At 34.8% G+C, this 12571-nt stretch carries 17 protein-coding genes; 12 read left to right on the top strand and 5 right to left on the bottom strand.

Annotated elements, in window-relative coordinates; translation table 11 throughout:
• Positions 1–18 precede the first annotated feature (18 nt).
• Positions 19–2253: a TonB-dependent receptor gene (locus MSG66_RS06500; protein ID WP_133972889.1), complete on the top strand. Its 2235-nt coding sequence runs from the start codon at positions 19–21 to the stop codon at positions 2251–2253.
• A 94-nt stretch (positions 2254–2347) separates the two neighbouring features.
• Positions 2348–3031, top strand: a complete 684-nt coding sequence (locus MSG66_RS06495) for a Fe2+-dependent dioxygenase (protein ID WP_262472308.1) — start codon at positions 2348–2350, stop codon at positions 3029–3031.
• A 43-nt stretch (positions 3032–3074) separates the two neighbouring features.
• Here the strand turns inward: MSG66_RS06495 and MSG66_RS06490 are convergent, their stop codons facing one another.
• Positions 3075–3470, bottom strand: a complete 396-nt coding sequence (locus tag MSG66_RS06490) for a Fur family transcriptional regulator (RefSeq protein WP_133972893.1) — start codon at positions 3468–3470, stop codon at positions 3075–3077.
• Positions 3471–3570: 100 nt separating this feature from the next.
• Complete coding sequence (locus MSG66_RS06485; RefSeq protein WP_324653064.1) at positions 3571–3930, bottom strand: hypothetical protein; 360 nt, start codon at positions 3928–3930, stop codon at positions 3571–3573.
• 117 nt (positions 3931–4047) lie between these two features.
• On the opposite strand from MSG66_RS06485, the gene MSG66_RS06480 reads away from it, so the two are divergent.
• Entirely contained in the window at positions 4048–4236 is a 189-nt protein-coding gene (locus MSG66_RS06480; protein ID WP_324653062.1) for a hypothetical protein, read from the top strand.
• A gap of 53 nt (positions 4237–4289) precedes the next feature.
• Here the strand turns inward: MSG66_RS06480 and MSG66_RS06475 are convergent, their stop codons facing one another.
• Complete coding sequence (locus tag MSG66_RS06475) at positions 4290–4811, bottom strand: hypothetical protein (protein WP_324653060.1); 522 nt, start codon at positions 4809–4811, stop codon at positions 4290–4292.
• A gap of 310 nt (positions 4812–5121) precedes the next feature.
• On the opposite strand from MSG66_RS06475, the gene MSG66_RS06470 reads away from it, so the two are divergent.
• The 4 genes from MSG66_RS06470 (at position 5122) to MSG66_RS06455 (ending at position 7081) form a co-directional block, all read left to right on the top strand.
• Entirely contained in the window at positions 5122–5346 is a 225-nt protein-coding gene (locus MSG66_RS06470) for a hypothetical protein (RefSeq protein ID WP_324653058.1), read from the top strand.
• 149 nt (positions 5347–5495) lie between these two features.
• Positions 5496–5870, top strand: a complete 375-nt coding sequence (locus tag MSG66_RS06465) for a TonB C-terminal domain-containing protein (RefSeq protein WP_324653056.1) — start codon at positions 5496–5498, stop codon at positions 5868–5870.
• A 256-nt stretch (positions 5871–6126) separates the two neighbouring features.
• Positions 6127–6327 carry a hypothetical protein gene (locus MSG66_RS06460; protein ID WP_042896955.1) on the top strand — a complete coding sequence of 67 codons (201 nt, stop codon included), beginning with the start codon at positions 6127–6129 and terminating at the stop codon, positions 6325–6327.
• Positions 6328–6511: 184 nt separating this feature from the next.
• Positions 6512–7081: a lysozyme gene (locus MSG66_RS06455; RefSeq protein WP_324653054.1), complete on the top strand. Its 570-nt coding sequence runs from the start codon at positions 6512–6514 to the stop codon at positions 7079–7081.
• 78 nt (positions 7082–7159) lie between these two features.
• On the opposite strand, the gene MSG66_RS06450 is transcribed toward MSG66_RS06455, so the two are convergent.
• A complete protein-coding gene (locus tag MSG66_RS06450; protein ID WP_133972903.1) occupies positions 7160–7576 on the bottom strand; it encodes a carboxymuconolactone decarboxylase family protein in 417 nt (138 codons plus the stop codon).
• Between the two features lie 110 nt (positions 7577–7686).
• Here MSG66_RS06450 and MSG66_RS06445 point away from each other — a divergent pair, with 110 nt between their 5' ends.
• The 4 genes from MSG66_RS06445 (at position 7687) to MSG66_RS06430 (ending at position 10574) form a co-directional block, all read left to right on the top strand.
• Positions 7687–8001: a winged helix-turn-helix transcriptional regulator gene (locus MSG66_RS06445; protein WP_324653052.1), complete on the top strand. Its 315-nt coding sequence runs from the start codon at positions 7687–7689 to the stop codon at positions 7999–8001.
• A gap of 608 nt (positions 8002–8609) precedes the next feature.
• Positions 8610–8852: a hypothetical protein gene (locus tag MSG66_RS06440; protein WP_324653050.1), complete on the top strand. Its 243-nt coding sequence runs from the start codon at positions 8610–8612 to the stop codon at positions 8850–8852.
• A 190-nt stretch (positions 8853–9042) separates the two neighbouring features.
• A complete protein-coding gene (locus MSG66_RS06435) occupies positions 9043–10149 on the top strand; it encodes a minor capsid protein (protein WP_324653048.1) in 1107 nt (368 codons plus the stop codon).
• Between the two features lie 161 nt (positions 10150–10310).
• Positions 10311–10574, top strand: coding sequence for a hypothetical protein (locus MSG66_RS06430; RefSeq protein WP_042896951.1), 264 nt, complete (start codon positions 10311–10313; stop codon positions 10572–10574).
• A 23-nt stretch (positions 10575–10597) separates the two neighbouring features.
• On the opposite strand, the gene MSG66_RS06425 is transcribed toward MSG66_RS06430, so the two are convergent.
• Positions 10598–11464 (bottom strand): DMT family transporter, encoded by an 867-nt coding sequence (locus tag MSG66_RS06425; RefSeq protein WP_324653046.1) that lies wholly within the window; start codon positions 11462–11464, stop codon positions 10598–10600.
• A gap of 224 nt (positions 11465–11688) precedes the next feature.
• Here MSG66_RS06425 and MSG66_RS06420 point away from each other — a divergent pair, with 224 nt between their 5' ends.
• Complete coding sequence (locus MSG66_RS06420; RefSeq protein ID WP_324653044.1) at positions 11689–12558, top strand: LysR family transcriptional regulator; 870 nt, start codon at positions 11689–11691, stop codon at positions 12556–12558.
• The last annotated feature ends 13 nt before the right edge of the window (positions 12559–12571 follow it).

The raw sequence follows: 12571 nt of genomic DNA, 5'->3' as shown, positions 1-12571 counted from the left end.
TGAAGACACAAAATACATATGGAATTTATTAAGTCTCGCAAGAAGATTGCTAAATCAGCAATAGCCTCTTCATTATCAATTGTAGCTACAACTGCAATGGCTGCGCCAGAAAATTCTGTACCACTTCCATTAATTCATGTTCAAGCAGATGCAGAAGTTGCACAGAGCCTTAAAGTTGATAAATCGGCTAATTCTAAGTTCGTAGCACCTTTATTAAATACACCAAAATCAGTTTCGGTAATTTCTAAACAACTTATTGAAGATACGAAAGTAAATACATTAAGTGATGCACTTCGTACTGTACCAGGCATTACCTTAGGTGCTGGTGAAGGCGGTAACCCGAATGGTGATCGACCGTTTATTCGTGGTTATAACTCAGAAAGTTCAATGTATGTTGATGGTATTCGTAATGCATCATCACAAAACCGTGAAATGTTTGCGATTGAGCAAGTTGAAGTGACTAAAGGTTCTGCTTCTTCTATGGGCGGTGCAGGTTCTGTTGGTGGTAGCATCAATATGATTTCTAAAGTTGCTAAAAAAGGTGACTCTTTAGAAGGCTCTGTGCAAGCAGGTACCGATAACTACCAACGTATCACCTTAGATGGTAATAAAGACTTTGGTAATGGTACTGCTGCTCGCGTTGTCTTAATGGGACACAAAAATGAGAAAGCTGGGCAGAGTGATGGCGCTGAATACAAACGCGTAGGTATCGCGCCTAGTATTACATTTGGATTAGATACACCAACACGTGCGACCTTAAGTTACTACTATCTAAGATCAGATGACACTCCAGATTCAGGTGTTCCATATAATTATGATGCCTCTAAAAAAGCCACTGTTGGCAAGCCAGTAGATGTTAAACAAGGTATTTACTATGGTTTAAAAGGTCGTGATTTCCAAAAACAAGAAAATCACATTGGTACTTTTAAAGTAGAGCATGATTTAAATGAAAATCTTACTCTTGCTAACACCTTACTCTATAGCAAATCAAAAAATGATTACCTTTGGACTCAACCAGATGATTCAAAAGGTAATGTAGCAAACGGCAAAGTTTGGCGTCGTATCAACTCTCGAATTACAGACACTGATGTTTTCACTGACCAATTATCTTTAAGAGGTAAGTTTAATACTGGAGCTATCAAGCATAGTTTCAATATTGGCGCAGAATATAGTGATCAAGAGTCAGATAAAGGTAGCTACTCAACAACATATCCAGGTTATGCAGGCTCTACAACAGGCGGTTTTAATAGTGACTGTGCTATTAATGATGCATGGTGTACTTCATTAACTAATCCTAATTCTAAAGATGTGTGGTTAGGTGGCCGTATCGCCAATAAAGCAACAACGACAACGACTACAAAAAATACTTCTGTTTATCTATTGGATAATATTGAGTTTAATCCTCAATGGTTACTTGATTTAGGGGTTCGTTGGGATAAGTTTGATACTGAACAGGTTACAAATGCCACTGGAGCAAAAATTGAAAGTAATAAAGATTTTGTTACTTACAATACAGGCATAACTTTTAAACCTACTGAAAACGGTAGTATCTATGCAAGTTATGCAACTTCTGCCAACCCTGTAGGTGTTGATGGTGGGGACGGTTCTGAGTCAATTGGCCAAGCTTATATGGACCTTAAACCAGAAGAAAGCCAAACAATTGAACTTGGTACAAAGTGGAACGTTTTAAACGAAAAACTTAATTTGACTGCTGCCATTTTCCGTACAGAAAAACAAAATACTCGTATTCAAATTGATTCAAGCACTTATACTAATGGTGGTGATAGTAAAGTTGACGGTATTGAACTTTCAGCAAATGGTAATATCACTGATAAATGGGCTGTTAGTGCAGGGTATACGTACTTGGACAGTGAAAATACTGATCCAGGGCCAAGTTGTAGCCGTGCTGGTGTATGTACTCCTGAAAATGCAGCTAAAGGCAAGCAACTTCCAAACGTACCTAAAAACTCAGCATCATTGTGGACTACATATAAAGTATTGCCACAATTTACTTTAGGCGCTGGGGCTTTCTATGCTGACAAAGTATATGGTGATGCAGCTAATACAAAATGGGCTCCATCATATGTTCGCTATGACGCGATGGCTCGTTATGACGTTAACAAGAATGTTAACTTGCAACTTAACTTAAATAACTTATCTGATAAGCGTTACTTTACTAAAGCGTATGCTTCACACTATGCAACTGAAGCAGAAGGACGTAGTGCAGTAGTATCAGTTAACTTCAAATACTAATAAGTTTAAAAAATTATTAGTCTTAAGAAGTAACCTAAAATAGCCTCAATTTGAGGCTATTTTATTAATTAGAACTATTTTTAGAGGTATCGCCGTGATTCACCATATTCCTAATGTACTTAGTAAAGAACAAGTCCAGTTTTTCCGTCAAGAAATGGACAAAGTAGAATGGGTGAATGGAAAAGTCACTGCTGGTACACTTTCGGCTACGGTAAAACATAATCAGCAATTGCCTGAAGATCATCCTCTAACTCATCAATTGAGTAATATCATCCTTGATGCTTTAGGAAAACATCCATTATTCCTATCTGCTGCAATTCCACTAAATATCATACCGCCTTTATTTAATCGCTATGAAAATCATGAGTCGTTCGGTTTTCATGTAGATAATTCAATACGGCTAATACGTGGTAGTAATCAGCGTTTAAGAACAGATTTGTCTTGTACTATTTTTTTAAGCGAGCCTGAGGAATATGAAGGTGGCGAGTTAGTTGTTGAAGATACATATGGTTATCATGAAATTAAATTGCCTGCTGGTGACATGATTTTGTATCCATCTACTAGTCTACATGAAGTGACAGCTATTACTTCAGGCTGTCGTATAGCATCTTTTTTCTGGGTACAAAGTATGATTCGTGATGATGCAGAGCGACATATGTTATTTAATCTAGATCAAACTATTCAAAACTTACGTATGCAACTAGGTGATGATCACAAAGAAGTTTTGAACTTAACAAACACTTATCACAACTTAATCCGTAAGTGGGCTGATGTTTAAACAAGCAAGAAGAGTAGCTAAGTAGCGTAAATTATTTAATATGCTACTTATAGACATTTACTTCAATATTTAATGCTTTTTCATCAATTTTTTTCAACAAACATTCTAATAGTTCTTCTACTTTGTCATCATATTCGAAAGGATGAGATTTGCCAGTTTTTGTATTAATAAGATTTAAACTAATTTTATTAGAAGCTGGTCTATAAATTCCTCTATTACTTTTACCCAAAACAACTCTTTTAATTAATTTTCTATGTTCAAGTTCCGCTAAAGTACGATATGTAGTAGCTAGACTTATTTTTAGGTTTTTCTTTTGGGATAACAGATATATTTCTTCTGCGGTTATTCCTTTATCGTTCTCGTGTAAAAAACGAAAAATAGCAACTCGCGAAGGCGTAGCTGATAAACCATTTTCAATTAACTCTTGATGATAATCCATTTAGTTCCTCTGCTAATGGCTTATTTGCATTTAAATTGATTACTAAGGCTTTTTTAGTAGTGGGTAAAAAAATCTATTTGAAAACCAATGATATTAATCTTTATTGTAAACCATTTGGTATAAAAAGTATTATGAGAAAAAGTAAAAATGCTGAATTCAAATGATAAAAGTTAGAAGCCGATTCTTTTTCGAAGAAAGCCATACCTAATATTAAACCTGAAACAGTATTTTTAGGGTTTTGATACCAGAGGGATAATGGAGCGGGAGCCAGATTGATCGCTAATGCTTCATTGGTAATTTTTTGATCAACTAATGAGGGCAGTAAATTGATGAGTACTGATAAGCCAGCAGTGTAGGTTTGCAGATTAAATTGTTTTAAACATTTAATTAGTTCATCACGCCGAGCACTATAGGTTCTCTTTGTTCGTCTTGAATGTCTTAAAAAATGACCTGAATGCATAAACTCTTGAATTGAAAGTTGTAAATATAGTGATGGAGCTTATATTCCTCATATTCATGTGAAATCACCTTTTATATGCCTATGTGGTTGAGGATAATATTGAGTGTAAAGTGAATAGTGAGAAGCCAAAAATTTATCAGGCAGGTCAGAGCTGGTTTAGCTTGGGCTGAGTCAGTAACTAAAGTCTCGATAACCGGAGTGCCTGATGACGTATATCAGCTTGTCTATTCTGTATTTGATGAAAAAGAACTTGTAGATTTAACTATCGTTATTAGTTTTAGAAATCCGCCTCAAGCTGCAAAGTAATAGTTAGGTGAATATTAAACTAAATAAAAAGCCCTCTAGCGAGGACTTCTAACTTATCTAAAAGAAGGTTGGCTTAAGATTTTGTAGACCTTTTCTTTGTATACATCATTGGAAATGACACCTTTATCTCGCTGTTGTTTTAGTGATCTAAATTGCTGGCCACGAATTTCTCTTTGAATATTCACATTATCATGATTTCTAATGTAGTAAAGACTACGCTCATGATCACTCATATTGACTGTTTCTTCAGTAGAGTAGGACGGCTTAGCTTCATTTTCTTGATACTGTTTTGCAATTTCAAAAAAATCTACATTTTGATTATTGGTGGCAGAATTAGAAAAGTCTTTCGGTTGCCCATTAAACTGATGGTTTTGAGAACTCACGTTCACTTCAAGAATGCTTTTGTGCTTATTAAATTGAGGGTGATTATATTCTTGTTTCATTTGAAACGTATTTGTGTCAGAAAATACTGCGGGAGAAAAAAGACTAATATTTAAAAATAAAAAAGTTAATAACAATCTATTCATTTCTTTTGAAGTCCAATTGAAATTGAGTAAATCACTGTATTGTAACATTAAAGTTGGATTTTTAAAGGTTTAAGTTTCAGAGTATTTGATCATCTGGTCAATAATATGATGAATGGACTGGTTTGTGTGGAGTTCTATTGAGAGTTCCGCTCAAAAAAACTTTATATAAGATGAGATCTAATATTTTTAATTTTAGGATATTAGCTATTATCTAATTTTAATATCTGTCCCGTAACAGGTTCTGCTTTTCATAATACTTCTTTTAAATTAATTGTTAAGTATTACTAAATAGTTTTGGTGTGACAACTGCGATTCAATTTGTTAAATTGTGTGGTTTTTATAACAGTGGGCGAAATTTATGAAGACGTTTTTAGTTATATCTTTATTGGGTTTTGGGCTGATTGGCTGTGCTTCCTCTACATATAATTCTCAAGAAAATTATTTAAATAAAACTCCAATTGTTCCAGAAAATAAAGCTTTTAATAGTTTTAAAACACCTGATCATGGAATTTTTACAGATCAAGATATCTATAATATGCCAGAAAATTCAAACATGAATATCCGTTATGAAGCCCCTTTTTAAAGAAAAATAAATCATTAATCGAAGCAAAGGTAGATAAGGACGACTTACTACCTTTGCTGACTAGAGATAATCAATGATTAATGCCTCCTTCGGGTGGTTTTTTAAATTTTAAACTGTTAAATTTTAATTATTGAAAAAAGGTATTTTAAATGAAAAACTTCAGTATTATTGCTTCTTTATTTTTATTAGTTGGGTGTACGACTGGTCACAAACAGGTCATTCCTGTTCAAGTGACTGATAATAAAATTACTTCAGAGGCTGAGACATATAAAAAGCAATACCAAAAGAAAATTTATAAAATATGGGATATTCCAAAGTCTTCTACTGGCATGAGTGCAAGCGTTAAAGTATTTTTAACTGACAGTGGTGAAATTGAGCAAATCATCTTTTTAGATAAAGAAGAACAGAAATTTAAAACAAGTATTGAAAAAGCGATCTGGCGTGCAAGCCCCTTTGCTTTGCCTTCAAATCCTGAAGCAAGAAAACAAGCAAGAAAATTCAATATGAAATTTCAGGCGAAATAAATAAGTTCTTCTTAAGCATGAGGGGGGCGAATTTAGAATTGTTCAAGTATATAAATTTGCTCTCTAGCTTTATGAATACCGAAACTAGTTAGTTTAATCGCTATTAATATTTCCTTTAAAAGAAAAAGTAATCTCATTTTAGAGGGGTAAATGTATCTTAAAGTGTCAGTTACACAAATGATGATTGTTTGGTGTTGAATGTATCCGTGAATTATTTAAGCATGGAATGACACAAGTTAAGTAAAGGATGAATCTCATGATAGATGAAGAAAAACCCTTAAATTTTGACGATGATGAAGAGCCTCTTGAATTTGCTGATGAAGAATTTATCGATGATAAAAAAGAGGATGAATTATATAACAGTATTACAAAAGATGGCTCAAGTGTAGATCCCGCAGATGATGGCGAGCGGCACATTCGTCCTGAAGATGGGGATCCCATAGAAGTTGAAGAATAATTCAAAGCCCAATTCAATATTGGGCATTTTTAATAGGTTTGACTTTTATCTGAATAGTACGATATGCCCGAGGTTAATTAATCATTATCATTAATGACTCGAAAAATTAAGAACTACGCAATGAGCGTAGAGATGTATATTACGTTTTGAGTTATAGATAAAAACTAAGATCATAGGGCATTAAATGCAAAAAATATTGGATTATCTCCGCAAATTTTTTACTGCCAAGTCTCAGCAAGATGCAGCAGCGGGTCACCTCATTGCTACGGCAACTGATAATAGCGATGAATTGATAGGTGTCGCCGTTGATGAGATGTCTCTTAGTTTAGGAGGAATAGATCTGATCTGTAATTTTGAAGGGTTAAAACTCAGAGCTTATGATGATGGTAATGGCGTATGGACTATTGGATATGGCACGACACGATATCCTAATGGTAAGCGTGTAAGTGAAGGAGACAGATGCACGCTTGATCAGGCTAAAGCCTATATGCAGCATGATTTAAAGATATTTGAACGTGCCGTAAATAGTTCTGTAAAAGTGCCTTTAAAACAGAATCAATTTGATGCATTAGTATCTCTAACTTATAACATTGGGGTAGGTGCCTTTAAAAACTCGACTTTACTCAAAAAATTAAATTTAGGTGATTACAAAGAAGCTGCAAACCAGTTTGATGTCTGGGTAAATGCAGGCGGTAAGCGTTTGCAAGGACTGGTTAATCGCCGTGCAATCGAAAAGAAATTATTTTTATCATAAAGTAGTTGCCTCAATTCTTTTAAAAGTCATGAAAAAGCCGCGAATAGTCTGGGCTTTTTCATATATAAATTAAATGGATTAACTTTTATCGCCTAAAGTAATTCGGAGCCTGTTTAATGCTCCCATGAGTGAAATGCTGGTCGTTAACTCTACAATCTCTCTTTCACTAAAGTATTCGGTTAATTGAATTTTTACAGTTTCAATTTTTTCAGATAGAAAAGTGACTGCTTCTGCAAGTTCAAGAGCGAGAAGTTGCTTCTTTGAAAAGACATTCGAATGTTTATAGCCCGGAATTTTATCAATGACTTCTTGGCTTAGTCCCATATCCCTTAATTCCTGAGCATGAAAAGCGCAGCAGTAAGCACAGCCGTTGATTTGTGACACATATAACTCAGCTAAAGCAATTATTTGAGGATCAATGCCTGAGTTACGAATAGATGCATGTGCTGAGTACAAATGGCTAATCGTTTTTTTAGCAATTTCTTTATATTCCATAATATAGGCCAGTCTTTTCAAGATAAAAAACTATTATTTACCACTAGGTATAGATTGTAAATTAGGCACTATTTTGTTATATAGGTATATTTTTTATACTTAATTAATCAATGAAAGATAATATTTCTGGCTGTTCTGTAGAAGAGGCAATGACAGTATTAGGTGGTCGCTGGAGAATGTTAATTATTTCATTTCTCATCGAAAAACCTATGCGCTTTAATGAGCTAAGACGCGCAATACCTAATATTTCACAAAGAATGTTAACTTTAGAATTACGTTTTCTTGAAGAAGAAGGGTTGATTAACAGAGAAGTTTTTGCGGAAGTTCCTGTCAAAGTTGAGTATTCATTGACGGAAGATGGCAAGAAATTAAACAGTTTAGTTGATGTGCTAAAAGAAGTTGGTTCTTGGCTAAAAATAAGATAATGCAGTTTATTTTATAGTTTTATTTAGTTTTTAGCTCAGGCCGAGATCGTATGTCATTATTTTAACAGGATCATTTATACAAATTTTAGGCGTAAAAAAGCCTGATGCTACGAATCAGGCTTCAGTATTCATCAACAATAGGAGTTAATGAACAAGACCAATCTAACAGACCTGAACTATAAAGGCAAACTAATGGTCGACCGGACAGTTCATATGAGCATAATTTTTCTCAAATTATAGGCATTAAAAAAGCCCTTGCTCGAAAGCTAAGGGCTTAGTCGTTCATTGATCTAGCAATGAACTATATAAGGCTCATCTCATACTAAGTTCAGTATATCTGAAATTAAAGCTACAAAGAAGAAAACTTTCTAACTATCTTCCTTATCCTATTAAAACTTAATTTATTCGTTCTTATTGCAACTTACATCTTTGATAAGCCAATACACAAAATTTGCACTTTGGATTTTTGAGGTTGTGGTATTTGTGGGTGGGCTCCGATTAGATTGGCTTAGCAAATAAAACCATAGCTGTCTGTAAATTATTCAAGATAAAATTCTATACGAATCTATTGAAAAATGAGGGGGCTAGAGGTAGGCAAGGAAGTAGAGATGAATTTAATTAGATTAGAAGAACTTTCATTGGTGAGTAATGCTGTTTTGACACCCCAATTAAACAATTGGCCGTCTGTACTATCTACAAAAATGGGCGATGTTTCCTGTAAAAAGCATAAAGACAATTTTTTGGAACCGTCTGATAAAAAATTTTATAAAGAATGGCTGAAACAACAAAAGAAAATACTTAAAAGTATTCCGAGTAATGCTGTTTTACTCAGCATGAAAGATCCTATTTAGCTTAGACATTAGTTACGTTTTAAAATTTGCATTACAAGGATGAGCATTTAGCTAAATAACTTTACGTAGGTATGCTTGTTAGTCATAACTTATTCTAGAGATACTGAAAATATAAATGAAAGCAAATGACATAAGGTGAAATAGGCAAATACAAAATAATAAAAAAGCATTTCCGTAGAGGTAAATTTTTATGGCTAATCTTCAGCAGAAAACACTTTTTGATATCTTGACTCAACATCAGGCTTATCTATATCGGGCATCTTCAAGATCAGTCAATGAACTTCTCAATTTATTTAATTCTGAAACGGTTAACATGCTTACTAAGTTGGGCAATTTGTTAGATGAGCTAAATGAAAAGGAAAAAGCCGCATTGGCTGGTGGAGTTTATTCAACCACTAATTTAAGAAAGATACGTGCACTTATTTCTCAATGGTTTAATTTGATTAATGAAGTTCTGACTGACACTTTTACAATATCTGCTGTGGCATTGGCTGTATATGAAGCCAGATATATGTCAAAAATTTTTGGTGGAAAACATAAAGAATTAAAAGGTGAGCAGCTCTATAAAGCTGCTAAACGTGTTCCTTTAGCAGGTGGAGCATTAGTTGATGAGTTACTCTCTAAAATTGCTGAGGTTGCTCGCCAAAGAGTTGAATATGCGATTCGGGATGGTCTTAACAATGCTGCTACAACCCCGCAAATTGTTAAGCGTATTCATGGAACCAAACGCCTTAAATATGAAGATGGGCTACTAAATAGTACCAAAGCTGATATTGAGCGAACTGTGCGTACGATTCGAAGCCATATATCTAATCAGGCATATTTAAACAGCTATAAACAATTAAAGTTTGAATATGTCAGATTTGTAAGTGTTCTTGACGGTAGAACATCGAAAACATGCGCTGCACTTGATGGTACGGTATGGCAGCTTGATGATCCGACAAAAAAAGTTCCTCCTTTGCATCCGCATTGCCGCAGTATTTTAGTTCCAACTCACGAGGATGGTCAGCTTATTGGAAGTCGAGTTTTCATTATGGATGAAAGGAAATTTAAGGATATTCCTAAAGATGAGCGTGAACAATTAACTGGTCAGCTAGATGCAAATACTTCTTTTAAAGAGTTTTTTAAACTGACGGATGATTTCTTTCAAAAAGAGTGGTTAGGGCCTAAAAGATATCAACTATATAAAGAAGGGCAATTCGACTTTGATAAGTTCTTTGATCCAGAAGGGCGGTTATATACACTTGATGAGCTCAAAGAACTTGATGAGCGAGCTTTAAAAGTGTTGGGATTGTGAGTTAGAGCACAAGCATTTGGTAATAAGATTTTTATTTTTGATAAATTCTAGTTTTAACTAAACGTACACACTTAAACAATTAGTTGAGAAAAGTTTCAATAATCTAGCTGGATAGCATGTTAAGTTTTTCTCAATCATAAAAATTTAGAAAGGATGAAAACATGAAATTTTCCTACCAAGATCTTGCTGGAAATAATGTTGAAGTAGAGTGTGAAAGTTATATTCATATACCCTCAGGAACAGCAATGAAATCTACAGAAGTTGGTAATTATCACCCTACTGAAAACTTCAATTTCTTTAAGAAAACTGAAGCTGATTCTGTACCCATCTATCGATTTGCTATTGACCGCAATTCTAATGTTTTTAATAGTGATGAACTTCCAGCATTAGCTCAGATTGGTAAAAACTGGAAAAATTTAGATTAAATTTATTACTTAAAATAAAGCCTTCAGTCGAGGGCTTTATTTTTTTTGAATACAAGCATTAAGCCTAGCAAAATTGCAATCATTCCTATTAAGCCTGCCAGCGGTAACTTATTTTTTAAAATTAAAAAATCTAAAATTGCAGTAACAATAGGAACCAGATAGAACAGGCTTGTCACATTTACAATATTGCCCTGATTTAAAAGCCGATAAAGTAAAAGTTGGGCCACTACAGAAATTAAGATTCCAAGAAATAAAATAGAAATAATCAGTTGTGAATTCCAATGTACTTCAAAATGTTCAAAAGGAACCAAAAACAGGCAGACTACCAGACTGACTATATATTGTAGCGGTAAGACATCTGTAGGGGCTTGTTGAATGTTCTTTTGCATGATGGCCCCAAAAGTCATACATAGGAGAGCAGTCAAGGCAAACAGCATTCCAATTGGGGCAATAAATGACATTGACAGGCTTTTCCACACTAAAAGCATGAGTCCGGCCAATGAAATGCATAAGCCCAGAAGTTTTTCTTTTGGCCAGCTCTTTTCAATAAGACAAAGGGTTAAGATTGGCTGTATTCCCATAATTGTCGCCATTAAGCCAGGTGTAACCCCATGCGCCATGGCTTTAAAGTAGCATATCGAATAACCAGCAATAATAAGAAGGCCAGTAAGCAGAACTTGTTTTCGAGTTCCATGTTTGGGTAAAAGCCTTTTTCGAAAAAGAGTAAGTACAAACAGAATAATGAAAGCAGTAGAAAAGCGCAGAATTAATAATGCTATGGGTGAGGCATTATCAAGTCCCCATCGAGTAAAAATTGCGGCACTACCCCAGAGTAAAACAAAAGCGGATGTTGCACTCTGTGATGCAAGCATCTGTTTATTTAGGCGCATAAAACCTCCTCCTAGTGCGTAATACCTAAGAAATACGAAATGATGAAATTGTTAGTAGGTGTTGCTATTACCGTGTGATTTAGACATTAATCAATTCACAGATAGTTTCTTTAACAAAAGTGAATTGTTTTACCTTTTCTAAATTCAGTATGGAAGAGAGAATAAATAAAGAAAAGCGTATAATTCTTTTATATACTATTTGAAAATCGAATAGATACATTGTAATGAATATAAAAAACTTACAAATTGATTGGCTAAAGTGTTTTGTCACAGTAGTAGATACAGGTTCATTATCAAATGCGGCGCCTGAGTTATATCGTTCACAATCTGCTGTTAGCATGCAATTAAAAAAATTAGAAGAAGCGCTACATTGCCAACTTTTAATACGAACGCACAGACAAATTGAATTAACCTCTCAAGGACAACTACTTTTAGGTTATGCACGCCGTATTCTCGATTTGCATGCAGAAGCACAAATGGCATTTCATGGAGATGAATTAACGGGTCGTATACGCCTTGGAGTGCCCGATGATTATGCTTCTAAATATTTAACACCCGTACTTAAGCGTTTTGCGCCGCGTTATGGAGGTGTTGAAATCGAGTTGATCTGTGAGCAATCGACTTCATTAATTCCACGAGTAGAGAGTGGTGATATAGATTTGGCTTTAATTTCGAGAGATAACGCTCGTCAAGGAACACTTTTATTTCATGAACCAATGGTATGGGTAGGCTCTCCACAATTTGAACTCTGGCGAGAAGACCCACTTCCAATTGCCGTTTATGAAAGTACGAGCCAAGCCAAAAAGAGTGCTATTCATTCTTTAGCATTACAAGGACGCTGTTATCGTGCTGTATACAATAGTTCAAGTTTAGCAGGTCAAATCGCAGCAGTTGAAAGTGGTTTAGCAATCGCCGTGTTCACGCAGTGTAGTGCACCTGAACACTTAACCATATTAGGTGCTGATCATGGCCTCGGACCTTTAGAGCCTATGGAGACTGCTGTTTATCGAAGTCGGTCATCCTTAGAGTCAAAAGCTGTAGATCACTTATATGAATTACTCATTAAAACGCTCAGACATTCTGTTAATGTTTAATCGCCAAATATTA

The organism is Acinetobacter sp. IK31, from assembly GCF_035615195.1.
Taxonomy (GTDB): Bacteria; Pseudomonadota; Gammaproteobacteria; order Pseudomonadales; family Moraxellaceae; genus Acinetobacter; species Acinetobacter calcoaceticus_C.
Note: the sequence above shows the minus strand (reverse complement) of the source record. Positions and strands in the feature narration are given on the sequence as shown.